This is a genomic window from Rhizobium sp. SJZ105 (assembly GCF_007828365.1).
Lineage (GTDB): Bacteria > Pseudomonadota > Alphaproteobacteria > Rhizobiales > Rhizobiaceae > Agrobacterium > Agrobacterium tumefaciens.
Genome location: NZ_VIUP01000002.1, coordinates 61,822 through 88,495 on the forward strand (window position 1 = coordinate 61,822; position 26,674 = coordinate 88,495).

Below are 26,674 nucleotides of genomic sequence, written 5' to 3' on the forward strand. Positions count from 1 at the left end.
GGCGGCCAAACAAGGCCGCCTTTTTCTTTATCATCAGCCCCGAATAATCTCTTCCGCAGCCATCGCCACACCCAGAACGTGGTCATCCGTGCCGTGCAGGCCTGATAGCAGCAGGCCAACGGGCATGCCCGCCTCACCCGTGCCGCAGGGAATGGAAACGCCGCAGAGATCGAAGAAGTTGCCGATCTGGGTGTTGCGCAGGGTCTTGGCATTCATTGCAAAGAAGGTCTCATCATTCTCCACAAGCGGTGCGACCTTGGCCGCGACATGAGGCAATGTCGGCGATATCAGCAGCTCATTCTTGCCAATCATGCCCGAAAAAGCCGCCGTCATGCGTTCGCGCGCCTCGATAATGGCGATGTAATCCGGCAGGGAGATATTTGCGCCCAGTCTTGCTCGCGCAACCACGCGCGGGTCCATGCGAGCCGCATCAGCACCTTCCAGCCGCGCCTTGTGCAGGGCGAAGGCTTCCGCCGTTACCAGCGCACCCTTTTCCTTGATAAGATCGAATAATTGCGAAAAGACCGGGAATGCCTGCCGCCGTACAGAAGCGCCGGCCCGGGAAAGCCGTTCCACTGCCTGCTCGAAAGCGACCGCGACGCCCTCCTCGATGCCATCGAAAAACACTGTTTCCGGCACGACGAGTGACAAGCCGGACAGAGGCGTGCGCGCCGCATCAACAGCCGCCTTGCCACGCATGGCGGCATCTACCCACACGGCGTCCTGCACAGTGCGAGTGAGCGGGCCGAGCGAATCGAGACTTTTAGCCAGCGGATAGACGCCGCGCATCGAGTAACGGCCGCGGCTCGCCTTGTACCCCACCACACCGTTGAAGGCGGCGGGAATGCGCACCGATCCGCCGGTATCCGTACCGATTGCCACCGGCACCAGACCGGCCGCAACCGCGACACCCGCGCCGGAAGAAGAGCCGCCTGGCAGCCGGTGGCCATCCGTGGAAGCGGGATTGCGCGGCGTTCCGTAATGCGGGTTGATGCCAAGGCCGGAAAACGCGAACTCGCTCATATTGGTACGGCCGATGCAGACCATCCCGGCCTCCTTCAGCGCGCTCACCACATCCGCGTCACGGGACGCAGGCGCATCATTCGAAAGCACCGTCGATCCAGCCGTGGTCACAGTGCCTTCGAGATCGAAAAGGTCCTTCCAGGCGACCGGAATACCGTCGAGCACGCCGCAGGATCGACCCTCGCGAATGCGTTTCAAGGCGCCTTCCGCCTCCGCCATGGCCCGCTCCGCCGTCAAGCCGACAAAGATCGCCCGGTCTTCCGATTTCCCGATTGCATCAAGGGTCTCTTCCGCCAAGGCGCGCGGATCAAGATGGCCGCTCTGGATGAGAATGGAAAGCTGCGCGATGTTTTTGCTCTTGTGAGCCATGATATGTTCCCTGAAACCGGCATGTTACGCACAACATGCCGTTTATCGGCAGCTTGGCAAGGTCAATCGCGGTACCCTTGCAACCATAAAGCCCGGTTGATGAGCGCGAAAAGAGGCCCCAATGCATCGTCGTATTTGGCGCCGATGTCCCATCACAAGCCATCGAATATTTCAACCTGAGGTACATATTTTCGGCGCCTTATATAAGCGGCGACTATAAAAAGACGGATTAATTCTTAATCGCATCTAAACTTTGTTGAATTATTTAGCAGACACCATTGAAATACATGCCCTATAAAAATTCCATAAAACAATCATAACGCGACATCGCGGGGGAATATCGCGAATGGAAGAGACTGCCTATCGGGGGATAGATAGACAGACTGAAACCGGTGACACGCTTCGCTCAACGACGCAGCCGGTGCCGGGCCGCTTTTCGCGGCGGCGTTCGCTCGCCAGCAAGATAACCCTGATATTTCTCGGCGGCGTGATCTTTTCCTACAGCATCGGGGCGCTCGTCGGCTGGTACATGTTCGTTGCCGCCGCCAGCGAGCAATGGCTCAACCAGGCCCGCGTCAATTCACAGATTGCCAGCGCCACCCTGCGCAGCATCTATACCTATGTCAGCGTCACCGCCGACACGGACGGACAGGTGAACGGCATCTTGACCGACAAGCCGATTGGCGACGACGCTTCCATCCTCGTTACCGGCTTCAACCCCAGCGACGTTCTCGCCCTCATCGGTGCGCAGACCAAGAATGCCGTCTGGCTTTTCCGCTACGATGAGGCCGATTCCGGATTCCGTCAAATCGCGGCGGCCTTCGACAACGCCACCGACGACGCCGAAAAACCGATTGCCACCGATCCCATCTTCTCCAGAGATGCGGTCGCCGCGCGTTTTGCCACCGGCTTTGCGACGATTGGCGATTCCAGCCATTATATCGGCCTGTTGCCGATCATCAGCACGGAAACGAAAAAGCCGATTGGCGCGGTCGCCGTCAGCATCGGCGGTTCGGACGCGCTTTATGGCGCGCAGCGCAAGCTCATCTACAATTCGCTCGTCGCCCTGATCGTTGTTCTGACCGTCACCGGCGTTCTCGTGACGCTGATTGCCAGGCATTTTCTGAAACCCGTTCCGGCGCTGGTGCAGGCGACACTCAGGATCGCCCGTGAGGAAACCGATGTCGTCACGCCGTTTCAGGATCGACGGGACGAGATCGGCGACATGGCCACCGCCATCGAAACCCTGCGGGAGGCCGTTCTGGAACGTGGACGGCTCAGGCAGATCCGCGACATGGCGCAGCAACTGGAACATATGGCCCATCACGATGCGCTGACGGGGCTTCCCAACCGCGTGCTCTTGATGAAGACGCTGGAGAACCGTCTCGAACATCTTTCCACGTCAGGCCAGCCGTTCAACGTCATGCTGCTCGATCTCGACCGCTTCAAGGCCGTCAACGATACGTTGGGACACGCGGCAGGCGACGCCCTGCTGGTGGCCGTGGCCTCGCGGATTTCCTCCGTGCTCGGTGAAAACGACATGGTGAGCAGGCTCGGCGGCGACGAATTTGCGATCATACAAGCGGTGAGCGATAATTGTCGCGAGGATGCGGGCGCGCTGGCAAAGCGCGTGGTCCATGCGGTCTCGCGCAGCTTCAGCCTCGAAGGTAGCCATATAAGCGTCGATACCAGCATCGGCATCGCCTGCGCGCCCGATCACGGCAACTCCGCCACCCAGCTTCTGCAACATGCGGACCTTGGTCTCTACCGGGCGAAATCCATGGGATGCGGCTTTTTTGTCTTTTACGAGCCTGGCATGGACATGGCGGCGCAGCACAAGCACGCGCTCGAAATAGACATGAAATCCGCGCTCGAAAACCACGAATTCGAGCTGTATTACCAGCCCGTGGTCAATCTGGAGAGCGGCCGCATTGTCGCCTACGAGGCCCTTGCCAGATGGCGGCACAGCAAGCTTGGCATCATCACGCCGGATCGCTTCATAACGCTTGCCGAAGAAAACAATTTCATCAAACCTCTGGGCGAATGGGTTTTGGCGCAGGCCTGCATGGACGCCATGACCTGGCCCAGGGATATCCGACTTGCCGTCAATCTTTCCGCCGTGCAGCTTTGCAATGACGATATTGTCCCGATCGTTGACGGCGCGCTGAAAGCCTCCGGCTTCCCGGCCGAGCGGCTCGAGCTTGAAGTGACGGAAACGGCAATGCTCGAGCGCGACAACAGCGCCAGGGCTTTAAAGCTGCTGAAGGAAATGGGCGTCCGCCTCGTGCTTGATGATTTCGGCACCGGTTATGCCGGGTTGAGCACGCTGACGCATGTTGCCTTCGACAAGATCAAGATCGACCGCGAATTCGTTTCCGGCCTGCCGGAAAATCCAATGTGCTCGGCCATCGTCAACACCATCATCGACATGGCAGAACAGATCGGCCTGAAAGTCACCGCCGAGGGCGTGGAAGACAAGAAACAGGTCGAGGCCCTCAAGCTTTCCGGATGCGACGAGGCACAGGGCTATTATTTTGCCGAGCCGGCGCCGCTTGCCCGGATACTCAAGAACCGTGCCGTCATCGCCCAAACCGGAAACGACGAATATAGCGACGTCGGGCGACCGATGCAGGAAACCTATTACCCGCCACAAAAAGCGATTTGAGAACGCGGCTGACAGCCAAAAGGACATAAAATGCGCATTTCAGTATTTTGCCTTTTCCTCACATGCTTTATCCCCACAACTCCGGTGCAGGCCGCCGGCGAAGGCGATACGCTTCGGCAGATTGCCAAGACCGCGAAAATCCGCATCGGTTATCGTGAGGCCGAACCGCCGTTTTCCTATCAGCTGCCGGATGGAGAAGTGACCGGCTTCTCGACTGATCTTTGCCGCGCGATCAGCGAGGACATCCGCACGCAACTGAAGCTGGACAAACTCGACATTGAATATGTAAAGGCCACGCCCGCAACCCGGTTCATTCTCGTCCGTAGCGGCAAGATCGATATTGAATGCGCGGCGACGACCAACAACAGCGAACGCCGGAAAATGGTAGATTTCTCCTATCCGAATTTCATGACCGCGACGCAATTTCTCTCCCGTAAACAGGACAATCTGAAGAGCCTTGCCGATCTGGCCGGACGCTCCGTCACATCCGCCTCCGGCACGGTCAACATCGAGCAGCTGAATGCGGTGAACCGCGAAAAGAACCTCAATATCTCGGTGATGCCCACAAAAACCAATGAGGAAGCCTTCGAACTCGTCGTTGCCGGCAAGGCCTCTGCTTTCGTCATGGATGGCATATTGCTGGCGGCGCTGGCGGCAACATCGGAGAATCCCGACCTCTACGCGCTCTCGGACGAAACGCTGAGCGCACCCGAACCGTACGGCCTGGTGTTTCGGCGCAACGACCCGGCCTTCAAGGCGGCGGTCAACGAAAGCCTGCGGCAGATCTTCACCGGTCCCACCATTCACGGCCTTTACGAAAAATGGTTCACCAAACCCATTCCGCCCAATGGCATGAACCTGAACCTGCCGATGACCGCCTCGTTAAAACAAGCCTATGACCATCCGAGCGAATACCGGGACTGAGGGAGTAAAAACCCCACCTCTATTTTATGAAAATGTTTTGACAGATAATTTTGGCTGGAGATGCGCGATGCAGAGATCGACATTGTGGCTCATGCTTGGGGTTTTTAGTCTTTTACCCACCATTGCAGCCGCCGACGAGACCCAACCGCCTACACTCGAAACCATTGCCAGAACCGGCACCATCCGGCTCGGCTTTGCCGACAGAAATCTTCCCTTTTCCTATATGGGAATTGGTCCGGAGCCGATCGGTTACAGCATCGAACTGTGCCTGAAGGTGGCGGATTCCATCAAGAAGAAGTTGGGCCTGCCGGAATTGAAAATCGATTTCGTCAAGCGCACCCCCAGCAACCGCATCACGCTTCTCAATGACGGCACAATCGACATGGAATGCGTGGCGAGCACGAATACGGAGGAAAGACGCAAGGCAGTGTGGTTTTCCTACAGCCACTTCATCACCGGCACGCGTTATGTCGCGCTGAAATCAAGCAACATGACAAGCGTCAGCGATCTTGCCGGACGAACCGTGGTGGTGACGACGGGAACGATCAATATCAGTCAGCTGAATGTGCTTAACCGCAAACTGGGACTGAACATCGCCGTCCTGCAAAATGACAGTACGGAAGGCAGTTTCGACATGGTGACGGAAGATCGAGCCTCGGCCTTCGTCATGGACGATATTCTTCTGAGGTCCTTCGTCGCTGAAACGGGCAAGCCAGAAGACTATTCCATCTCGAACGAATATCTCGCCCCACCACAACCCTATGGCCTGATGCTCCGACGGGGCGACACCGCCTTCAAGAACGCCGTCAACGAAGCCCTTGGGAAAATTTATGCAAGCGGCGAAATCAACGCGATCTACGACAAGTGGTTCAACGCGCCGATCCCGCCGAACGGCATAAACCTCAAGCGCCCGCTTCCCGACGATCTGGCCGAGGCATTTAGAATGCCGGTCGATACGACGGCCGAGTAAAGAAAAACGCCGCCCTGCAAGGGGCGGCGGTATTCGGAGAAAACATCACGCGGCGCGCAGGTCGGCGCTCAACGGTATCTCGACATCGATCTCCAGTATGGAGACGTGCTCGTCACGATCCATCTTCACATGCACCCGATCGTTATCGATCTGCACATGCTTGGCGATGACGGCGAGAATTTCTTCCCGGAGGACGGCGACGAGATCGGTTCCCGACGACGCCCTTTCGTGGGCAAGCAGCACCTGCAGTCGCTCGCGCGCAAGCGGTGCCGACTTTTGTTTACGGAATAGGCCGAAAATGCTCATGCAGCCCTCCTAGCAAAGATCTTGGAGAAGATACCCCGCTTTTCGCCCGGAATGACCACCGGAATGTCCTCGCCTGACAGGCGGCGGGCAGCGTCGAAGTAAGCCATGGCAGGTGCACAACGGGCATCCGCGAGCGTAACCGGTGCACCGACGTTGGAAGCACGCAGCACATCCGTGCTTTCGGGAATGATACCGAGCAGCGGAATGGAGAGGATTTCCAGAACGTCGTCGACCTTCAGCATGTCGCCGCGCTCGGCACGGGCCGAATCGTAGCGCGTCAGAAGCAGGTGCTTTTCCATGCGCTCGCCGCGTTCGGCCTTCAGCGTCTTGGAATCGAGCAGGCCGATGATGCGGTCACTGTCACGCACCGAGGAGACTTCCGGATTGGTGACCACGACGGCCACATCCGCATGGCGCATGGCCAACGTCGCTCCGCGTTCGATACCGGCCGGGCTGTCGCAGATGACCCAGTCGAAATGTTTCTTCAACTCGGCGATTACCCATTCCACGCCTTCCGGCGTCAGATTGTCCTTGTCGCGTGTCTGCGAGGCGGGCAGCAGGAACAGCGTCTCGAGGCGCTTGTCGCGGATCAGCGCCTGCGTCAGCTTGGCATCGCCCTGGATGACGTTGACGAGATCGTAGACCACCCGGCGTTCAGCACCCATGACGAGATCGAGGTTACGCAGTCCGACGTCAAAATCGACAACCACGACCTTCTGCTTGTTCTGCGCCAATGCGGCGCCAAGCGCTGCGGTCGAGGTGGTCTTGCCAACCCCGCCCTTGCCGGAAGTAACAACGACTACCTTCCCCATACGGCTCTCCTGTTCCTGTGTTGTTTTCTCTATGTCGTCAGCCAAGTTTTTCGGCCTTTATCGTATCGTTTTCCAGCCACAGCTGAACGGGCTGGCCGCGCAGCTTGTCGTCAATGTCCTCGGCAACCTTGTAGACGCCGTCGATTGCCAGTAGCTCCGCTTCCAGCTTGCGGCAGAAGATGCGCGCCGAAACATTGCCAAGCGAACCGGCCATGGCGCGACCGCGCAACGCCCCGTAAATATGCACCGACCCGCCCGCGATGATTTCCGCACCCGAGGCGACCGAACCGATGACGGTCACATCGCCTTCGGGGAACATGATCGACTGGCCGGAGCGCACCGGCTCGTTGATGACCAGCGACTGGACCACGGCCCGAACCTCGCCCGAAGCGCGCGGCTTTTCTTCGGGCAATTCGGCGGCAATGGCGACGGGCTCGACCTCGACATCTGAAGCGGGCTTTCCGCCCTTCAGCGACGGCGGCATGCCCGGCTCGATCATCGAGGGGCGAACACCTTCGATCCCCATGATGCCGACATTACGTTCCGTCAGCGCTGCCAGCAGAGCCTTCAGCCCTGCCTTGTCCAGCGACAGCTCAGACGCATCCAGAACCACCGGACGCGACAGGAAGAACCCGGCTGAACGTGCAGCAAGATCATCCAGCCGTTCCAGCCATTGATCGAGCGGAGCTTCAGGGGACAGAACGACCGCGAGGAAGGAGCGGCCTTTGATACGGATCGAACGCTGGTCTGTTAGCACTTTGGTCATCTTGGTAAACAAATCGTTGACAATTAGGTACCTCGAATATGGTTAACAAATGGTTAACAACGCCCCTTAAACGACGGTTTCGTTAAGAGAATTCCGCTGCGAAAAATCTCATGCACAACATTCATAAGCTCCGTTTAGCTTTTGATTTTGCCAACTTTGACTTCTTTCGAAAACTCACAATAGCAGTTGATCCTTGCTGCAACCTGACGCCCGCATGACCGTGTGCGGACGCCGCCTCCCCTGCCTGACCATGCCCCGAGTCGCAGTCCGTGCAAACCGTCCGATTCCGGCACGATGTTCGCCACTGGCGGATGGGTCGCCATTTGCTTGAGGAGCGGAAAAACGATTCCGTTATGCCTGCCGATGCTATAGATACGAGGCCAACCCGACACATCCAACGGAAGAATGCGATGCACAGCAAAGTCCCGGCGACCGCCCAGATCTCCGCGCGCGAATATGGCGCCTTCCTGTTCGACATGGATGGAACGCTGCTGAATTCCATTGCGGTGGTGGAGCGGGTCTGGCGCGAATGGGCCGTAGACAACGGCATAGAGCCGGAGGCTTTCCTGCAGCGCATCCATGGCATGCGCGCATCCGAGGTTGTGCGTCGCGAGGCAGTTCCCGGCCTCGATATCCAGGAACAGGCGGATATGCTTTTGCAAAAGGAAATGGACGATGTTGACGGCATCCTCCAGATTCCGCAGGCAGCCGCATTTCTTGAGAAATTGCCGGCCGGAAAATGGGCTATCGTCACCTCCGCCGCCCGCGCCCTTGCCGAACTCCGGTTGGCTGCGGCAGGCCTCACCCCGCCTCCAGTGATGATCTGTGCCGAGGACGTTGTGAACGGCAAGCCTGACCCGGAGGGTTACAGAAAGGCTGCTGCGAAGCTCGGCGTCGCACCTGAAGACTGCGTCGTCTTCGAAGATGCGCCCGCCGGCATTCTGGCGGGGGAAAGCATGGGCGCAACGGTCGTGGTCATTAACGCCACTCATTCGCATCCCATCGAAACGCCGCACCTTTCGATCGGTGGGTACGGTGAGCTGGACGTCACCATCGGCGACGACGGCGGCTTGAAGCTCACAAGTAACAAGGGCTGAAAAGCCGATCCAAACATGCGGTGTCACCCTCGGGTCTGCCCCGAGGATCAATCACGTTTCGTAAAATCCAATCCATTGCGCCGAGCCTGCTGCACCGGTCCCCAGTCTTTCGCCGTGTAGTTTTCCTCTAGCGGCCAATTGACAGCACCGCATAAATCCTACCTAATAAAATTGGTAAGACCATCTTACCGCTTGCGCGAAGGGGGGAGACTTTCGCGCTGGGAGGACATCATGTTTGTGGCTCTGGAGCCGCGCCGCCTCTACAGGCTGGTCGCGGAACAAATTCGCTTGCTTATCGAGAGCGGGGAACTGACGGACGGTCAGCGCCTGCCGGCGGAGCGCGATCTGGCGGAACGTTTTGGCGTGTCCCGCCCGACGGTGCGGGAAGCACTGATCGTTCTGGAAGTGGAAGGCCATATCCATATCCGCATGGGTTCGGGCGTGTATGTGAACACGTCGCGAACGGCTAACAAGGCAAAGTCACCCGTGCCGGACGCGCACGGCCCATTCGAAATCCTGCAGGCGCGCTGCATCATTGAAAGCGCTATTGCCGAGGAGGCCGCGCGGCTTGCCACGTCTGAATGCATCGCCAGGCTGGACGACATCATCGAACGCATGGCCGGGGCGCTCGACAATTCGCCGCAGGCCCTCAACCTGGACCGCGCCTTCCACACCGCCATTGCCGACATCATCGGCAACTCGGCGCTGAACCGCTTTACCGGCCTGATCTATGACGAGCGCAGCCTTTCGCCCTATTTCGAAAAGCTCGCCAGCTATTTCGAGGGTCCTCACACATGGATTCTTGCCGTTCAGGAACACCGGGTGATCCGCGACGCGATCGCGGCGAACGATCCGGAAGGCGCACGCGAGGCGATGCGCCAGCATCTGACGCTGTCGCAAAAGAGATTTTCCGAGAGTTTCGGGGAGGAAACGATCGGAGAAGAGTGACCGCGCCGAAACCGGCGACGGGAAAAACAGAAATCTGGCTTTAATTCGGGAGGAGTTAAGAATGAAAATCAGATTGTCGACTTTGATGGGCGCAACCGCTGCCATTTTGCTTTCGGCTTTGGCGGCACAGGCGCAAACAACGCTGAAATGGGCGCATGTCTACGAGACCTCCGAACCGTTTCACACGGATTCGGTCTGGGCTGCGGAAGAAATCGCCAAGCGCACCGACGGCCGCTACAAGGTGGATGTATTCCCCGCCTCGCAGCTCGGCAAGGAAGCGGATATCAACCAGGGCCTGAAGATCGGCACGGTGGATATCATCATCTCCGGCTCCAGTTTTGCCGCACGTGACTTCAAGCCGATCGGCGTCACCTATTTTCCATATATCTTCCGCGACCCGAGCCATCTGATCGCCTATACCAAGAGTGATATCTTCAAGCGTCTTGCCAAGGGTTACGAGGACAAGACCGGCAACCACATCGCCGCCGTCAGCTATTACGGCACGCGCCACACCACGTCGAACAAGCCGATTGCCAACTGCGCCGACATGGCGGGGCTGAAGATGCGTGTTCCCGACGTTCCGGCCTATCTCGCCATGCCACGCGCCTGCGGCGCCAACACGACGCCGATCGCATTCGCAGAAGTCTATCTGGCGCTTCAGAACGGCACGGTCGATGCACAGGAAAACCCGCTGACCACCATTGAGGCAAAGAAGTTCTTCGAAGTGCAGAAGAACATCGTGCTGACCGGCCACATCGTCGACCACCTCAACACGGTGATCTCGAAGAACCTGTGGTCCAAGCTTTCCGATGAAGACAAGAAAATCTTCACGGACGTCATGCAGGAAGCCGCCGTGCGGACCACGAAGACAATCGAAGGACGCGAAAAAAGCCTCGTGGAAGAGTTCAAAAAGCGCGGCCTGAACGTCGCAGAGGTGGACAAGGCGGACTTTGAGAAGAACGTCATGGAGAAGGTGAAGTTCGAGGACTTCGGTTACGACAAGGCCGACTGGGAAGCCATTCGCGCCGTCAAGTGAGCCAAGATCCGGTGCGGCCTTCGTTGCCGCACCGCCCTTTCTCTCCAGACGGGATATCTCAATGTCGCAGGAAATTCATACTCAGGTCACGCCTGAAGAACTCGCCCACACGTTTGACGAGGCGCCGCCCGAAGTCGACCTGAAGGTCTACGCCTTCGAGGACTGGGTTACGCTTGGCCTTTTCTGGCTGATGACAGGTTGCGTGTTCCTTCAATTCTTTACCCGTTACGTGCTTAACGACAGCTATGCCTGGACGGAAGAAATCGCCGTCAACTGCCTGATTGGCGTGGTGTTTCTAGGTTCGGTCATGTGCGTGCGCATGTCACGCCACATCCAGGTGGATGTGCTTTATCACTACGTTCCGCCGCAGGTTGCCCGCGTCATGTCGATCCTTGTCGACGTGCTGCGCATCGTGTTCTTCGCCTACACCTCGTGGCTGATGTGGCGGTATCTGGAAATCGTCGCGGACGAGGAAATGGTCACCGTCGCCCTGCCGCGCAACATCGTTTTCTATACGGTTCTGGCCGCTTTCGTCCTGATGTTCTTCCGTTCGGTGCAGGTCTTCATCGCCAATATGCAGCGTGGCTATTCCGTTCTGGAACGGCCGGAAGAATTCCAGAGCGCGGGGGATTGAACATATGCTTATTCTTATCGGCTCGTTTCTTCTGTTGATGCTGATCGGCCTGCCGGTCGCCATTTCAATGGCCACGGCATCGCTTCTCTACATCGTCTCGTATAATGTCGCGCCAGATATCATCGCGGCGCAGCGTCTGATTGCGGGCGTGGAAAGCTTCCCGCTTCTCGCCGTTCCCTTCTTCATCCTTGCCGGCAATCTCATGAACACGGCGGGGGTGACGGGACGCATCTATTCCTTTGCCGTGGCGTTGGTCGGCTGGATGAAAGGTGGTCTGGCACAGGTCAACATCATCGGCTCGGTAATCTTTTCCGGCATGTCCGGCACGGCCCTCGCCGACGCCGCCGGCATCGGCACCATCGAAATCAAGGCAATGAAGGATCATGGTTATCCGGTCGAAGCGGCCGTCGGCGTCACCGCCGCTTCCGCAACGCTCGGGCCGATCTTTCCGCCATCGTTGCCCTTCGTCATCTACGGCATGATGGCAAACGTCTCGATCGGCGCACTGTTCATGGCCGGCATCGTTCCGGGCGTCGTCATGACGCTTTTGATGATGATCACCGTTGCCGTTTTCGCCTACGTCAAGGGTTGGGGTTCCGATACGCCGTTCAACCTCAGAACCATCTTCGGCGCTTCGCTTGAAGTGCTCGTCGTCATGATGGTACCGCTCGGCATCTATCTCTTGACGCTGTTTGGCCTGTCGCTCAACCTGTCGATCCTGATCGTGCTGGTGGTCTTGCTTGCCTGCGACTGGTATTTCGACTTCTCTGCCGTGATGGCCCTGATGACGCCGGTGATCCTGATCGGCGGCATGACGATGGGCTGGTTCACGCCGACGGAGGCGGCTGTCGCGGCCGTGTTGTGGTCTCTGTTCCTCGGGCTTGTCCGTTACCGGACGATGACGTTCAAGTCGCTGGCAAAATCGACCTTCGACACGATAGAGACCACGGCATCGGTTCTCTTCATCGTTGCGGCGGCATCAATCTTCGCATGGCTTCTGACGGTGAGCCAGGCAGCACAGCTGCTATCGGCGGCGATCCTGACGATCACCGACAGCAAGTGGATTTTCCTCCTGCTGGTCAACCTGCTGATGCTGTTCGTCGGCTGCTTCCTAGACACAATTGCGGCGATCACCATTCTCGTGCCGATCCTGCTGCCGCTGGTGCTGCAGTTCAATATCGATCCGGTGCATTTCGGCCTCATCATCACCCTTAACCTGATGATAGGGCTGCTGCATCCGCCGCTCGGCATGGTGTTGTTCGTGCTCTCACGCGTGGCGAAACTCTCCGTCGAGCGCACGACCGTCGCCATTCTGCCGTGGCTGGTGCCGCTGTTCGTGGCGTTGTTGCTGATCACCTTCATTCCGGCGATCACGCTATGGCTTCCGACGGAAATGGGTCTGATCCGCTGACCAGGACATCCCCTGCCCGCGCGGCTCGCCGCGCGGGTTTCATTCATCCAATCCACATAAGATGAGAGGCATCGTCATGCAGACACGCGTGGCACGTCTATACGGCCGTGAAGATATCCGCGTCGAAACGCAGGACATGCAGGCCCCCGGCCCCGGTGAAGTGCTGCTGACCATGGCGGCGGGCGGCATTTGTGGTTCCGATCTACATTATTATCAGGACGGCGGCTTCGGGCCTGTGCGGGTGCGCGAGCCGATCATCTGCGGCCATGAGGCATCGGGGCGGGTGCAGGCGCTGGGCGAAGGCGTCAGCGGGCTCGCACTCGGCCAGCTCGTCGCCGTCAATCCCTCGCAGCCTTGCGGCCATTGCCATTTCTGCCTGAAGGGCCAACCGATCCATTGCCTCGATATGCGCTTCATGGGCAGCGCCATGCGCCTGCCGCACGAACAGGGCATGTTCCGCGATCGGCTCGTGGTTCCCGCAAAACAATGCGCGACATTTTCAGACACCACTTCGCCCGCCGAAGCCGCCTGCACCGAACCGCTTGCGGTCTGCCTGCATGCCGTCGCACAAGCGGGCGATCTGACCGGCGCCAAGGTGCTGGTAACGGGCGCCGGGCCGATCGGCCTCTTGACGATTGCCGCCGCCCGCCATGCCGGTGCCGGCATCATTCTCGCCACCGACCTGACCGATGCGGCGCTGGAGCGCGCGCCCGCCATGGGGGCGGACCGCACCATCAATGTCGCGAAAAACGCAGAAGCACTTTTACCCTATCAGGACAATAAGGGGTATTTCGACGTCGTTTTCGATTGCTCCGCCGCGGCACCTGCGCTTCGCGCCGCCTTCGCCTGCGTACGTCCGCGCGGTACTGTCGTGCAGGTGGGCGTCACCGGTGACATAACCATTCCGCTCAATGCGCTGGTGGGCAAGGAAATCCTCTGGCGCGGCTCGCAGCGTTTCCACGACGAATTCGCCATTGCCGCCCGCCTGATCTCCACGCGCGGGATCGATGTGCGGCCGATCATTTCCCACAGCTTCCCGCTTGAAGAGGCGAAATCCGCATTCGAGCAGGCTGGAGACCGCTCCGCCGCCTGCAAGGTGCAGCTGACATTTTCCGCAGAATGATATTTGAGGATAAAAAATGAGACATACATGGCGCTGGTTCGGCCCGGTGGACAAGGTCACGGTTCAGGATGCGGCTCAGGCAGGGGCGGAAGGCATCGTAAGCGCGCTGCACCACATCGCCACCGGCGATGGCTGGCCGGTGGACGAGATCGCCAAACGGCATGAGGCGATCAAGGCCGGTGGGCTGTATTGGGACGTGGTGGAAAGCGTGCCGGTCTCCGAGGAGATCAAAACCCAGACGGGCGACTGGAAAAACCATATCGCCAACTGGCAGGAGACGCTGCGCCGCCTCTCCGCCACGGGCATTCGCACCGTCTGCTACAATTTCATGCCGGTGCTGGACTGGACCCGCACCGATCTGCGCTGGGAAACGAAGCACGGCGCAAAAGCCATGCGTTTTGACCTTTCCGATTTCGCCGCCTTCGACATTCACATTCTCAAACGCCCCGACGCAAAGGCCGATTATCCGGAGTGGCTGATCGAGGAAGCGGCAAAACGTTTCGCCGACACGCCGGATACGAAGATCGCCGCACTCGGACGTAATATCGGCGCGGGCCTGCCGGGTTCGGCGGATGGTTACACGCTCAGCCAGCTTCTCGAAAAGCTGCGCTCATATCACGGCATAAACCGCGAAAAACTGCAGCAGAACCTGATCGATTTTCTGTCAGAAGTGACGCCGGTCGCGGAAGAGGTCGGCATCAACATCTGCGCCCACGGCGACGATCCCCCATGGCCGCTGCTCGGCCTGCCGCGTATTCTTTCAACGGAGTCCGACTACGCCCATATGCTCTCGCAAGTCGACAGCCGGGCCAATGGCGTTACGCTCTGCACCGGCTCGCTCGGCGCGCGGGCGGATAACGACCTGCCCTTCATCGCCAGCCGTTTTGCAGACCGCATCCATTTCGTGCATCTGCGCAACGTCACGCGCGACACGGACACCGTGCCCTGCTCCTTCTTCGAGGACGAGCATCTGGAAGGTGGAACGGATATGGTCGCCGTTATCGCAGCACTTCTGTCGGAAGAATCCCGCCGTCGCGCGGAGGGCCGTGCAGACCACACCATTCCGATGCGGCCCGACCATGGCCAGGAAATCCTTGATGACCTGACGCGCGGGGCGCAGCCGGGTTATCCCGCCATCGGCCGATTGAAGGGGCTGGCAGAGCTTCGCGGCATCGAGCGCACGCTGTCGCATGGCCGTTTCGGATTGGCGAAGCAGGCTAATTAAGCCGTCACGATTGGCCGCCGGCAGCCTCTTAGCTTGCGGTCAATCGCGTCCTGAATTGAAGATACGAAAAGGCGGCAAGCCCACCGGCAATGGCGCCAACGGCTTTCACAACTGCATCTGTCATATGCGGATGCCGTGTGGGCGACAGAAATTGCAGCGCCTCGATGCCGAAAGCCGCCACGACACCCGCGACAATGATGGCAAGCCAGTAACGCGGATAGGCCAGCACGAAGGCAGCCGAACAGAAGGCAAAGGCGGCGGCGCGGTCGATGCCGACGGTCGTCAGCGTATGCGGCCGAAGCCCGATCGGGCAAACTGTAACGATCACGATCAGCAGCAGAACCGACCAGGCGATGTATTTCGGAAGTCTATTTGTCATCATGGCGTCACAATAGAGCGCTGCGCGCATAAACGGAAGATCGTCTTTTTCTTCCATCGCCCAATAAATCACACTTTTTGGACAGATACTGCACAAACCGGCTTTCGCTGAAGCCTTACTCGGGCTAAGGCAGAGGGCAACCGGACAAGGATCGCGGCTGATGGCCTTTCAGGCTGTCGCCCTTCGGTCCGGTTTTACGGTATCGGGTGGATTTTCCACACAGGATCAGATTTTCAGGGAAGAGCACAATGAGTTTCAAGCCGCACGGCAAACATCTGGTTGCAGGAGAATGGGTCGCCACGGAAGCGAAATTCCGCAGCGAGCCTGCACATGGCGAAGCTTTCGATTTTTCGGTCGGCACCGTCGATCTGGTGAATGCGGCCGCAGAAGCAGCCGAAGAGGCTTTCTGGAGCTACGGCTACACGACCCGCGAAGAGCGCGCCGCATTCCTCGACACCATCGCCGATGAGATCGAAGCCCGCGCCGACGCCATCACTGAAATCGGCACGTCCGAAACCGGCTTGCCCGCAGGACGCCTGCAGGGTGAACGCGGCCGCACCACCGGACAGCTTCGCCTTTTCGCATCGCATATCCGCAAGGGCGACTATCTCGACCGTCGTCACGACGAAGCGCTTCCGGACCGCCAGCCGCTGCCGCGCCCGGATATCCGTCTGATGCAGCGTCCGATCGGCCCCGTTGCGGTCTTCGGCGCTTCCAACTTCCCGCTCGCCTTCTCGACCGCCGGTGGTGATACCGCCGCCGCTCTCGCAGCCGGCTGCCCGGTTGTGGTCAAGGGCCATTCCGCCCATCCCGGCACCGGTGAAATTATTGCCGAGGCCGTTCTCGCCGCCGTCAAGAAGCACAATCTGCATCCCGGCGTCTTCTCGCTGATCCAGGGCGGCCGCCGCGATGTCGGTTCCGCGCTCGTCCAGCATCCGCGCATCAAGGCAGTCGGCTTCACCGGCTCGCTCGCCGGTGGCCGCGCACTGTTCGATCTCTGCGCCCAGCGTCCGGAACCGATCCCGTTCTTCGGCGAACTCGGTTCTGTCAACCCGATGTTCCTGCTGCCGGAAGCCGTTTCCGCGCGCGGTGAAGCCATCGCCAAGGGCTGGGCAGGTTCGCTCACCATGGGTGCTGGACAGTTCTGCACCAATCCCGGCATTGCCGTGGTGCTTGCCTCGCAGGCGGATGCTGTGTCGGAAACCGCACGGGCGGCCCTTTCCGAAGTCGGCCCGCAGGTCATGCTGACCGACGGTATCGCCGCTGCCTATCGTGACGGTCGCGACCGCATCGCAGCCGGTAACGGCGTGCGCGACGTTTTGACCACCACCTGCGACCTGCGTAACGCAACGCCTTACCTGTTCCGCGTTTCGGGCAAGGACTGGGTTGCCAACCACGCGCTCGCCGAAGAAGTCTTCGGACCGCTCGGCCTGATCGTGACGGTCGACAGCGCTGAAGAAATGATCGAAGTGGCAAAGAGCTTTGAAGGTCAGCTGACAGCGACCATGCATCTTGACGCAGGTGACGCCGAACTCGGCCGCAAGCTGCTGCCGATCCTCGAGCGCAAGGCCGGCCGCGTTCTCGCCAACGGCTTCCCGACCGGCGTTGAAGTCTCCGAAGCCATGGTTCACGGCGGCCCCTACCCGGCTTCCACGAACTTCGGCGCGACCTCGGTCGGCACCATGTCGATCCGCCGCTTCACGCGCCCGGTTTCCTACCAGAATATTCCTTCGGACGTTCTGCCGCAGGATATCCGCTGATCAAAAAAATGGGGAGGGCGCTCCTGCGCCCTCCCGATTCACAATAATGCATCGGTATCAGGCCGACTGGATCGCCTGTATTTTCTCGATGCCGCCGACAGTGCCGGCAAAATCCTGCCAGACGCCCTGCGCACCCTTGCGCCACTCATCCAAGGCTTCCGGCTGCAACACCTTGCCGCCCTTCGAAATCGCAAGCTCCACAGACTTCGCCTCGTCCTCGACGATCAGCTGGTTGAAATAGAGCGCGCCTTCGCTTGATGCTTCGGTCAGGGCCTTCTTCTCTTCGTCATCGAGCTGGTTCCAGAAAGCCGCACCATAATAAACCACGCCCGATGCCCAGATATGGCCGGTCTCGGTCATGTAGGGTACAACCTCGTAAAGCTTGAACCCGGCATAGGCGGACTTTGTCAGATCCATAGCGTCGGCTACGCCGGTTGACAGTGCATTATAGGTCTCGGTGATGGGAATGCCGACCGGCGTGGTGCCGAAGGCGCTCCACAGCTTGGTGTGCAGCGGGCTCTGGATGACGCGGATCTTCTTGCCGTTGAGCTGCTCTGGCCGGGTTACCGGCTCCTTGGTCAGGAGATGGCGCGCACCGTAATTGATGAAGTCTACGGCCACGAATTGCTGCGCGCCAAGCTTGGTCTTCAGCTCGCTGCCGGTCTCGCCCGTCACCACCTTGCGCACATGGTCTGCATCGCGGAACAGGAAGGGCAGATCGAGGATTTGCAGTTCCGGCACCCAGCCGGAGAGCGAAGAGACCGTGGAAAGGCTCGCCTGAACCGATCCGAGACGGATATTTTCCGCCACTTCCTTTTCGCCGCCCAGCGCACCGCTCTTGACGATGTTGAAGCGGAAACGGCCAGGCAGCTTTGCCTCCACCAGCTCGCTGATCTTCACCCAGATTTTCGTCTCCGGCTTGTCGTCCGCGAACAGGGAGGCGACCGTAATGTTACGGGTCCTGGCATTTGCGTTGCGGACGAAGGCGGGCGTGGCAAGTGCTGCCGCACCCGCAGCGGAGAGTTTCAGGAGATTGCGACGATCGATAATAGTCATGAATAAAACCCCGGATTTAGAAGACAATGGCCCAGGCGCACAGAATGGCGAGGGAAACGAGAAGGGATAGGAGATAGGGAACGACGGCCTGGAATAGCGCTGTCGCCGGAATGCGGGTGACACCGCTGACGACGAAGATCAGCATGCCGAGCGGTGGTGTGAGGCCATGGATCATCAGGTTGACCACGAGAATGACGCCGAAATGGATGGGATCGATGCCGGCCGCGACGGCCGCGGGCAACAGGATCGGTCCAAACAGCAGGATGGCCGCGCCGATATCCAGCACCAGCCCCACTACGAGCAGGATGAGGTTGGAAAGCAGAAGCACCGCGATCTTGCTGCCGCCAAGCAATGTCACGAAATCCGTGACGAGGCCGGAGACGTTATCGACCGCCAGAAGAAAGGCGAAGGGGCCTGCCGTGCCGATAAGGAGACCGATGGCCGCCGCCTCACCGGCTGATTGCCGGAAAGTTGCGAAGATACGCCCCGCGCCCAGCCGGTACCCAAAGCCGAGAAGCAGCGTGTAGAGTGCGGCAAGTGCGGCCGCCTCCGTGGTGGTGACGACACCGATGCGGATGCCGACCACCACGATGACGCCGAGACCGAAGGCGGGTATGGCGGCGATAGCCGAGCGCCAGCGCTCCGTGCCCGTGGCGCGCGGCAGCGTATCGACGCTGCGCACGCTCCAATGGATAGCCACCGCAAGGCAGATCGCCATCAGCCCGCCGGCGAAAAAGCCGCCGACCAGCAACGAGCCCACCGACAGGTTGGTAGCCGTTGCGAGGATGAGAAAGGCAATGGAGGGCGGGATGACATTGTCGAGCACCGACGTTGCAGCGATGATCGCGCCCGCCTGCGCCGGCGGATAGCCGTGTTTGACCAGTTCCGGCTGGAAGGTTGAAGCGCCGAAGGCGGCGTTGGCGACAGAGGAACCGGATGCGCCGGAAAACAGCACGCTGGTCAACAGCGTCGTCTGCGCCAGCCCTGCCCGGCGGTGTCCAACCATGGAGGCGGCGAACCGAACCAGCTGGTTGGCAACGCCCGATTCCGTCAGCAGGCTTCCGGCCAGCAGGAAGAAGGGGATGGCGAGCAGCAGGAATTTCGACATGCCTGTTACCGTTGAGGAAACGATGGCCGGCTCCGGCAAGGTACTGCCGAAGGCGATCGCCACATAGGCTGCGGCGAGAAAGGCATGGGCGAGCGGTGCTGCCAGCACAAGCCCCACCGCCGCCGTCAGCGCCAGAAACAGGCTGGGCGGCAGGCTCGTATCAACGAAGACTTCCGGCAGGCCGACATAGGCCGCAATTGCAATGGTGAGAGACGCTAGAACGGCAAATGTCTTGCCCTCACTGACACGCTGAAGCGCCAGGTAAAGAAGGATCAGCGCGCCACCTGCACCCAGAAAGCCAAAACGCACCCATTCCGGCAGACCGAGCGTCGGAGACGTACCGCCCAGCATCGCCGCGATTTCAACGCCACCGAAGGCGAGGATCAGTGCTGCGATGAAGGAGAAGGCATCCGCCAGAACTTCGGTTGCGGCATGAAACCGCTCAGGCAAAAACCGCACGAAAACATCGAGCCGCATGGCAAGCGCGCTTTTGAGACTGAGCGGCGCGCCGACCGCGATCATCGCCACATGCAGCCAGATGCCGAGATCTTCCGCACCGATGAAGCCGGTGTGAAACAGATAACGCAGGGTGACATTGACCAGCACCACCACGAGAAGAGTTGCAAGGATTGCGGCGGCGACCGCGCCAAGCGCCTTGTCCAGAACGGCAAGCGCCCGCTCCGCCGCACGCTGAGGGCCGATGCGCCATTGTGCAATCGTTGTTGCCGGACCAGCCGTCATGTCTTTTTTCTCCACTCCCGGAAGGCCATGTTTACGATGCCTTTGCGGAGAGGTCGCGGTCGAACAAAGTCGACCAGGTGAATTGTTTGGCTGACGAGACTTCCCGCGATACATCAAGACGCGGAAGAACCTTTTCCCCAAAACGGAAGGCCTCTTCCAGCAATGGCATGCCGGACAGAATAAAGGTATTCACGCCCGCCTTTTTATAGGCCTCCAGCGTGCGGATCACCGTATCGGGCGAGCCGACAATTGCGGTGCCCGGTCCCGGCCGGACAAGACCGATGCCGGCCCAGAGATTGGGGGCAATTTCGAGATCACGCAGGTTCTCAGGCTTCTGTCCACCATGCATCGCCGTCATGCGCTGCTGGCCGACGGAATCGGTCTTGCCGACGAAACGCTGGTTGGCTGCAATGGCACGCTCGTCCATGCGCCCGTAAAGATCGGCGGCGGCGGCCCATGCCTCTTCATCCGTATCGCGGACAATCACATACAGACGAATGCCGTATTCAAGCTCACGGCCGAGTTTCTCCGCCCGCGCCTTGACGAGATCGACCTTCGCGCCGATCTGATCGGGCGTTTCACCCCAGGAAAGATAGGTCTCGACATGTTTGGCGGCAACCTCGATCGCCTTGTCCGAAGAGCCGCCGAACCATAGCGGTGGTGGCTCTATGCCTTGCCCCACCGGCAGTGCCAACTTTGCGCCTTCGGTCTGGAAATGGCGGCCCTTGAAATCGACCGTCTCACCGGCAAAAAGACGATGCCAGATCTGCAGATATTCATCCGCCATATCGTAGCGTTCGTCATGCGGCATGGTCATGCCATATGCACCGAGCATCTTGGCATCGCCCGAGACGACGTTGATCAGCAGGCGTCCGCGCGAAAATTCCTGAAGCGTCGCCGCCATCTTGGCGAGCAGCGTTGGCGCGACAAGACCCGGATGAATCGCGACCAGAAACTTCAGCCGCTCGGTATAGGAAAGCAGCGCGCCAGCCAGAACCCAGACATCATGCGCGCCGGTGGCAAACAGGGCGCCTGTGTAACCAAGCTGATCATAAGCAAGTGCAAGCTGCTTGTAATAACCGAGATCAACCTTGCGGGATCCTTCCGGTTGCCAGGGATAGGCGCCATCGGGCGCGCACATGTACCAGAAAACGTTCATCTGTCGCCTCCCGCGCTGGCTGATTGTGGGGCCGGTCTCTGCCCGGTCAGAACCGGTAGAGAGAAATGGCCGTGCCTGTAAAGCGTATCGGCCTCCTCCTGCTGTTCGGCAAGGATATTTTCGGCGGCGGGCACCACCGAAAGATCGCGTGAGCGCAGCACCTTTGCCCAGGACTGCGCATCGCCTTCGCTGCCCGGCTCGGCGGCAAGAAGGGCCGCGGCTTTTTCTATATCCGCCATGACGGCGCGGCCAACGCGGTCCAGTTCGGCGGCAATCGCATCGCGTTGTTCCAGCGCCACAGTGTGACGCGCGAGCGTCCAGAACAGCGAACGGTTGGGAATGGTGGAGCCGCAACGGACCAGAAGACTGATCCCGTCATGGGTCAGAGCTTTTTCGAGCCGTGGCGACATCGTCACCCAGGCATCGACGCGGCCTTCCACGAGATCGCGCAGGCTATCGCTGTCACCGCTCTCGATGCGTATTACATCCGCAAGACCAAGCCCCACCCCTTCCAGGCTACGCGCAAGAAGATAGGTATGAAAAGACCCGTCAATCAGCGATATGCGTTTTCCCGAAAGGTCGGCCGCAGAGCGGATGGGGCTGTCGCGCCGCACGAGGATCGCGCCGTTTGCGGGGCGTGGTGCCGAGGCGGCGATATAAGCTGCGGAAAGCCCCCTCGCATCCGCCTCGATTGGCGGCGTCGAGCCCGTGCCGCCGAAATGAATTTCGCCTTTTTCCAAAAGCGCTGCGGTATCGCGCCCCTCGCGGTAGGGCACGAATTCCGGATCGAATTCATCAAACGCGCCGGGCCAGAGCCGGGCGAGCCGCAAATGCAGATTGTTGGGATGAACCCCGATTTTCATGTCGACACCTCATTTCTCAATCAATCTACTTTTTTATAGAATGTTTTCGAGGAACGTTTTGGCGATCCTCTGCGGGAAAGCGAAAGAGAAATCTACAAATCCTGTAGATTTTAAAAAATTTCCTGACGCGGTCAAACTCGGCCTAATCAAACCATTGAAATTTATCGCAATACAATTTACTTTTTTATAGTTTGAAAAATGGACCTGTAGTCGTGACGAAACCGGTTTCCAATCTCATCTGCCGCAGCGTGGTGGAGGCGAGCGAGCTTTTAAAGCTTGTCGCCAACGCCAATCGCCTGGCCATCGTCTGTTATCTCATGAAAACGGAGGCTTCCGTTTCCGCACTGGAATATGAACTCGGCATTCAGCAACCGACACTTTCACAGCAGCTTGCCGAATTGCGCGATGCCGGTGTGATAGAGGGCTCGCGGGAAGGCAAACAGGTGATTTATCGCGTCACCGACCCGCGCATCATCCAGCTCGTTGCGACATTGCGCGGTCTTTATACTGATCTTTCTGATGTGACCGGCAAGAAAGGCAGGCGAGCTTTGCCACTAGATGAGGCGATGTTCGATTAGCATGATCGACCTCTACACCTGGATCACCCCGAACGGCCTGAAAATCTCGATTGCGCTGGAGGAACTCGGCCTGCCCTATATCAGCCACGCCATCGACATTGAAAAAGGCGAACAATTCTCAGCCGACTATACCCACGTCAATCCCGGCTCGAAAATACCGGCAATCATCGACCGCGATAACGGCACAGTTCTAGCGGAATCGAACGCGATCCTGATCTATCTCGCCGAAAAGGCCGGGCGTCTTCTGCCTGCCTCCCCTGCTGCGCGGCTGGCAGTCACCGAATGGCTGATGTGGCAAGCCGCCAATTTTGGCCCGACACTCGGTTATGCCCATTATTTCCTGACCTACAATACCGGACAGGCACCCTTTGCCGAGGCGCGTTTCGCCTCGGATACGGAGCGCCTCTACCGCACACTGAACCAGCGCCTGACGGGCCGGGAATTCATCGCCGGTGATTTTTCCATAGCCGATATCGCCATCTGGCCTTGGGTCTCGCGTTTCGCGCGCCATAAAATTGACCTCGACGATTTTCCGGCGGTACAGCAATGGTATCGCCAGCTCGGACAGCGCGAAACCTTCCGGCGCGGTTACCGCGTGCCTTTCGCGACATCCGATGTACCGGGTCTTTAACCCGCTTTAGCAGGCGACAAGGTGACCGGGCGAGACCTCACGGTACTCACGCGGTTTCACCACGTAATCGATCGCGCGGATCGGGCTTTTCAGCTCGTCATTCGCGGCATTTCGCCGGGTGTTTCTACGGTCCGGGTCCGGCACCGGCACGGCGGCCATCAGCTTGCGGGTGTAATCATGCTGCGGATTGTCAAACACCGCCGCACGTGGGCCGATTTCAACGATTTCGCCGAGATACATTACCGCTACCCGGTGGCTGACTCGCTCCACCACCGCCATGTCATGGCTGATGAACAGGAAGGCGAGATCGAGGCTTTGCTGCAGATCCAGCATCAGGTTGATGACCTGCGCCTTGATCGAAACATCAAGCGCCGAAACGCTCTCATCGGCGACAATCACCTTCGGCTGGAGCGCAAGCGCGCGGGCGATACAGATACGCTGACGCTGGCCGCCGGAAAATTCATGAGGGTAGCGCGCCGCCATATCGGGCGAAAGGCCGACCTTCGCCAGCATATCGGCCACAACATCCTTCGCCTCGCGGGCGTTTCCCATGCGGTGCTCCAGAAACGGTTCGGCAATCGCCGCACCCACCGTCATGCGCGGGTTGAGCGAGGCATAGGGGTCCTGAAAGATCATCTGCACCGTTTTGCGCATCTCGCGCATGCCTGATTTGCCGAGGGCGAGAATATTCTCGCCATTGACCATCACTGAGCCGGCATCCGGCTCGATCAGCCGCATGATGGCGCGCCCGGTGGTCGATTTGCCGCAACCGCTTTCGCCGACCAACGACAATGTCTCGCCGGCTCTGAGATCAAAGGACACATTCTCCACCGCATGCACGCGGCCGCTGAGCCGTCCCAAAAGGCCGGAGTGAATATCGAAGCGCTTGGTCAGCCCTTCTACCTTGAGCACCGGCTGGGCACTCGAATCGACGGTATCGCCCGGCCGCGCCGGCTGCTGCGTTTCGCCTGTGGTGGTGTTGACGATGGGAAACCTGAGCGGTCTTTCCTCACCCGTCATGGAACCCAGAACCGGAACGGCGGACAAAAGCGCGCGGGTATAGGGATGCTTGCCGCGATGAAAGATATCAGCGGTCGCGCCAACTTCCACCTGCTCGCCGCGATACATGACAACGGTACGATCGGCGATCTCAGCCACCACGCCCATGTCATGGGTGATGAACAGAACCGACGTGCCTTCCTCCTCCTGAAGCGTCTTGATGAGGTCAAGGATCTGGCCCTGAATGGTCACGTCGAGTGCGGTCGTCGGCTCATCGGCGATCAGCAGCTTCGGCCGGGATGCAAGCGCCATGGCGATCATCACGCGCTGGCGCATGCCGCCGGAAAAGCGATGCGGATATTCATCGAAACGCGATGCGGCTGAAGGAATACGGACCTTTTCGAGCAGCCGAACCGTCTCCGCCCTCGCGTCGGTTTTCGACATCGGCTGGTGGCATAACAAGGCCTCGGAAATCTGGTCGCCGATGGTGAACAGCGGATTGAGGCTGGTCATCGGCTCCTGAAAGATCATGGCGACCTCGTTTCCCCTCACCTGCCGCATGGCATCTTCGGAGAGGGACAGCAGGTTGCGCCCTCCAAGCAGGATTTCACCCTCCACCCTGCTGCTTTCACGATCCAGCAGCCGCATGATGGAGAGGGAGGTAACGCTTTTACCCGAACCGCTTTCACCGACGATCGCGACCGTTTCACCCGGCCCGACATCAAAGGAAATATCACGAACCACGGGTTTCCAGCCGCCATCCACGTGAAAGGACGTGGTGAGATTGCGGACGGAAAGCACGGCATCTTCGGCACCAACGGGTGCGGCCTGCGGCATGGTCATGATCGTTCCCTTCTTGTCGTTAGGTTTTGGCGGCGCAAGCGGTCAAGCCTAGTCCGGCCAGCGCAGCATGCCGTCGAAGCGGTGTCGGCTCCGGTCTTCGAAAGGTGTTGCAATCACCTCGTTGGAGGCACGCGCCTTGTCCAGTTCCTCGGCCAGACGAGACGCCACGATGGTTTCCTGTCCGGGATGCAGATTGCATGGGTCGAGATAGAAATAGCGATGCTCTACCTCGTGGTCGCGGGTGATGATGGGAGGATTGCCCCTGGCCAACGCCGTCGTCAGGTCCCAGGCAGTGATATGCGCTTCTTCGGCATCGATGATCACGCGCAGCCTGTCGAGCGGGTTATTGGTCGGATCCGGCTCGATGAGCGCGGTCACGCCCGGGCGGCCATCCAGCGTTTCCTTCCAGAGATTGAGATATCCGGTCTCGCGCTCACGGATGCCGGCATGGTCGCGCTTTTCCCAGGCTTCCAGTGCCGCCATAACGCCATAGATGCTTTCCTTGCCGACCTTCATGCCGCGGCCAATGCCCATATTTTGCAGGAAGGCGTTGCGCACCAGTTCCTTACTTCCGGCCACGATGCCGGAGGTGGGGCCGCCGAGAAACTTGTGGCCGGAATAGAGGACAATATCTGCGCCGGTGGCCAGAAACAGCTCCAGATCATATTCGGACGCCGCATCCACGATAACCGGAACACCCTTGGCATGGGCGATCTCTACGAATTCGGAAAGATGCAGCAGGCCGTAATTCACGACATGGTGCGAGATGACATAGACCGCCGCCGCCGTCTTTTCGGTGATGGCGTTTTCCATGTGGAAGCGATGGGTCGATGTGGCCTGCCCGACCAGCACCACCTTGCCGCCGCCAAGCCGGATCGCCTGATCCACCGGCGCGCCGTAGCTCACCACATGCCCCATCTGCACCAGCACCTCGTTCTTTTCCGGTGCAATATCAGGCAGCTTTTCGATGGCCAGGAGATTGTTGCCGGTGATGGCACCGGCAACAGCAAGGCTGATGCCGGAAGAGCAGGAAGCAGTGACGAAACCAGCCTCGCCGCCCGTCAGTCTCGCGATGATCGCGCTTGCCTTGCGCTGCAGATCGTTGATCTCTACGAATTGCGGCAGGATCGCCGCCATGGCCTCAACCGCCTCTGGAACGACGATGGAAGCACCGAGCGACGTCATGGTGCCCGAGACGTTGATGACCGGGCGAAGGCCGATCCTGCTTCTGATATCCTCGGTCATGTC

General features: G+C 59.4%; 24 protein-coding genes. 13 read left to right on the forward strand and 11 right to left on the reverse strand.

Annotated features, from left to right (window positions below; translation table 11 throughout):
• Window positions 1–33 precede the first annotated feature (33 nt).
• Window positions 34–1,392: an amidase gene (locus FB593_RS09530; protein WP_003510741.1), complete on the reverse strand. Its 1,359-nt coding sequence runs from the start codon at window positions 1,390–1,392 to the stop codon at window positions 34–36.
• Window positions 1,393–1,738: 346 nt separating this feature from the next.
• Between FB593_RS09530 and FB593_RS09535 the strand changes: the two genes are divergently transcribed.
• The 3 genes from FB593_RS09535 to FB593_RS09545 all read left to right on the forward strand — a co-directional run bounded on the left by FB593_RS09535 (window position 1,739) and on the right by FB593_RS09545 (window position 5,951).
• Window positions 1,739–4,057, forward strand: coding sequence for an EAL domain-containing protein (locus FB593_RS09535; RefSeq protein WP_003510743.1), 2,319 nt, complete (start codon window positions 1,739–1,741; stop codon window positions 4,055–4,057).
• Window positions 4,058–4,087: 30 nt separating this feature from the next.
• On the forward strand, window positions 4,088–4,981 hold the full coding sequence (locus FB593_RS09540) for an amino acid ABC transporter substrate-binding protein (protein ID WP_060642281.1): 894 nt from the start codon (window positions 4,088–4,090) through the stop codon (window positions 4,979–4,981).
• A gap of 67 nt (window positions 4,982–5,048) precedes the next feature.
• Window positions 5,049–5,951 carry an amino acid ABC transporter substrate-binding protein gene (locus FB593_RS09545; protein WP_003510747.1) on the forward strand — a complete coding sequence of 301 codons (903 nt, stop codon included), beginning with the start codon at window positions 5,049–5,051 and terminating at the stop codon, window positions 5,949–5,951.
• A 45-nt stretch (window positions 5,952–5,996) separates the two neighbouring features.
• Here FB593_RS09545 and minE read toward each other — a convergent pair whose 3' ends face one another.
• Genes minE through minC form a run of 3 tightly spaced genes read right to left on the reverse strand, consistent with a single transcriptional unit; the run spans window position 5,997 to window position 7,835 of the window.
• The gene (gene minE / locus FB593_RS09550; protein WP_003510750.1) at window positions 5,997–6,257 is read right to left on the reverse strand and encodes a cell division topological specificity factor MinE; all 261 of its coding nucleotides are present in this window, start codon (window positions 6,255–6,257) and stop codon (window positions 5,997–5,999) included.
• Window positions 6,254–7,069, reverse strand: coding sequence for a septum site-determining protein MinD (gene minD, locus FB593_RS09555; protein ID WP_003510752.1), 816 nt, complete (start codon window positions 7,067–7,069; stop codon window positions 6,254–6,256). Before minD ends, minE begins: the two co-directional genes overlap by 4 nt.
• Window positions 7,070–7,106: 37 nt before the next feature.
• Window positions 7,107–7,835 (reverse strand): septum site-determining protein MinC, encoded by a 729-nt coding sequence (gene minC, locus FB593_RS09560; RefSeq protein WP_003510754.1) that lies wholly within the window; start codon window positions 7,833–7,835, stop codon window positions 7,107–7,109.
• Between the two features lie 410 nt (window positions 7,836–8,245).
• Here minC and FB593_RS09565 point away from each other — a divergent pair, with 410 nt between their 5' ends.
• From FB593_RS09565 to uxuA, 7 genes are all read left to right on the forward strand, one after another.
• Window positions 8,246–8,932, forward strand: coding sequence for an HAD family hydrolase (locus tag FB593_RS09565; RefSeq protein WP_111801432.1), 687 nt, complete (start codon window positions 8,246–8,248; stop codon window positions 8,930–8,932).
• Window positions 8,933–9,163: 231 nt separating this feature from the next.
• Window positions 9,164–9,880 carry a FadR/GntR family transcriptional regulator gene (locus FB593_RS09570; protein WP_013761517.1) on the forward strand — a complete coding sequence of 239 codons (717 nt, stop codon included), beginning with the start codon at window positions 9,164–9,166 and terminating at the stop codon, window positions 9,878–9,880.
• A gap of 61 nt (window positions 9,881–9,941) precedes the next feature.
• Window positions 9,942–10,916, forward strand: a complete 975-nt coding sequence (locus FB593_RS09575; RefSeq protein WP_013761518.1) for a sialic acid TRAP transporter substrate-binding protein SiaP — start codon at window positions 9,942–9,944, stop codon at window positions 10,914–10,916.
• Window positions 10,917–10,977: 61 nt separating this feature from the next.
• Window positions 10,978–11,550, forward strand: coding sequence for a TRAP transporter small permease (locus FB593_RS09580; protein WP_013761519.1), 573 nt, complete (start codon window positions 10,978–10,980; stop codon window positions 11,548–11,550).
• 4 nt (window positions 11,551–11,554) lie between these two features.
• Entirely contained in the window at window positions 11,555–12,961 is a 1,407-nt protein-coding gene (locus FB593_RS09585; RefSeq protein ID WP_003510762.1) for a TRAP transporter large permease, read from the forward strand.
• 76 nt (window positions 12,962–13,037) lie between these two features.
• On the forward strand, window positions 13,038–14,084 hold the full coding sequence (locus tag FB593_RS09590) for an L-idonate 5-dehydrogenase (protein ID WP_065687734.1): 1,047 nt from the start codon (window positions 13,038–13,040) through the stop codon (window positions 14,082–14,084).
• A 16-nt stretch (window positions 14,085–14,100) separates the two neighbouring features.
• A complete protein-coding gene (gene uxuA, locus FB593_RS09595) occupies window positions 14,101–15,309 on the forward strand; it encodes a mannonate dehydratase (RefSeq protein WP_145166520.1) in 1,209 nt (402 codons plus the stop codon).
• 28 nt (window positions 15,310–15,337) lie between these two features.
• Here uxuA and FB593_RS09600 read toward each other — a convergent pair whose 3' ends face one another.
• Entirely contained in the window at window positions 15,338–15,691 is a 354-nt protein-coding gene (locus tag FB593_RS09600) for an antibiotic resistance protein VanZ (protein ID WP_034501960.1), read from the reverse strand.
• Between the two features lie 245 nt (window positions 15,692–15,936).
• Between FB593_RS09600 and FB593_RS09605 the strand changes: the two genes are divergently transcribed.
• Window positions 15,937–17,448: an aldehyde dehydrogenase (NADP(+)) gene (locus FB593_RS09605; protein WP_013761523.1), complete on the forward strand. Its 1,512-nt coding sequence runs from the start codon at window positions 15,937–15,939 to the stop codon at window positions 17,446–17,448.
• Window positions 17,449–17,505: 57 nt separating this feature from the next.
• Here FB593_RS09605 and FB593_RS09610 read toward each other — a convergent pair whose 3' ends face one another.
• Genes FB593_RS09610 through FB593_RS09625 form a run of 4 tightly spaced genes read right to left on the reverse strand, consistent with a single transcriptional unit; the run spans window position 17,506 to window position 22,375 of the window.
• Window positions 17,506–18,504, reverse strand: coding sequence for a TRAP transporter substrate-binding protein (locus FB593_RS09610; protein WP_003510767.1), 999 nt, complete (start codon window positions 18,502–18,504; stop codon window positions 17,506–17,508).
• Between the two features lie 16 nt (window positions 18,505–18,520).
• A complete protein-coding gene (locus FB593_RS09615; protein ID WP_025595730.1) occupies window positions 18,521–20,353 on the reverse strand; it encodes a TRAP transporter large permease subunit in 1,833 nt (610 codons plus the stop codon).
• Between the two features lie 31 nt (window positions 20,354–20,384).
• Entirely contained in the window at window positions 20,385–21,512 is a 1,128-nt protein-coding gene (locus tag FB593_RS09620; RefSeq protein ID WP_025595728.1) for an LLM class flavin-dependent oxidoreductase, read from the reverse strand.
• Window positions 21,509–22,375 carry an ABC transporter substrate-binding protein gene (locus FB593_RS09625; RefSeq protein WP_111801434.1) on the reverse strand — a complete coding sequence of 289 codons (867 nt, stop codon included), beginning with the start codon at window positions 22,373–22,375 and terminating at the stop codon, window positions 21,509–21,511. Before FB593_RS09625 ends, FB593_RS09620 begins: the two co-directional genes overlap by 4 nt.
• Window positions 22,376–22,587: 212 nt before the next feature.
• Between FB593_RS09625 and FB593_RS09630 the strand changes: the two genes are divergently transcribed.
• The gene (locus tag FB593_RS09630) at window positions 22,588–22,953 is read left to right on the forward strand and encodes an ArsR/SmtB family transcription factor (protein WP_065687737.1); all 366 of its coding nucleotides are present in this window, start codon (window positions 22,588–22,590) and stop codon (window positions 22,951–22,953) included.
• Between the two features lies 1 nt (window position 22,954).
• On the forward strand, window positions 22,955–23,584 hold the full coding sequence (locus FB593_RS09635; protein WP_111842567.1) for a glutathione S-transferase family protein: 630 nt from the start codon (window positions 22,955–22,957) through the stop codon (window positions 23,582–23,584).
• Window positions 23,585–23,590: 6 nt separating this feature from the next.
• Here the strand turns inward: FB593_RS09635 and FB593_RS09640 are convergent, their stop codons facing one another.
• The gene (locus FB593_RS09640; RefSeq protein WP_111842566.1) at window positions 23,591–25,426 is read right to left on the reverse strand and encodes an ABC transporter ATP-binding protein; all 1,836 of its coding nucleotides are present in this window, start codon (window positions 25,424–25,426) and stop codon (window positions 23,591–23,593) included.
• A gap of 48 nt (window positions 25,427–25,474) precedes the next feature.
• Window positions 25,475–26,671, reverse strand: a complete 1,197-nt coding sequence (locus FB593_RS09645) for an aminotransferase class V-fold PLP-dependent enzyme (protein WP_003510781.1) — start codon at window positions 26,669–26,671, stop codon at window positions 25,475–25,477.
• Window positions 26,672–26,674: the final 3 nt, after the last annotated feature.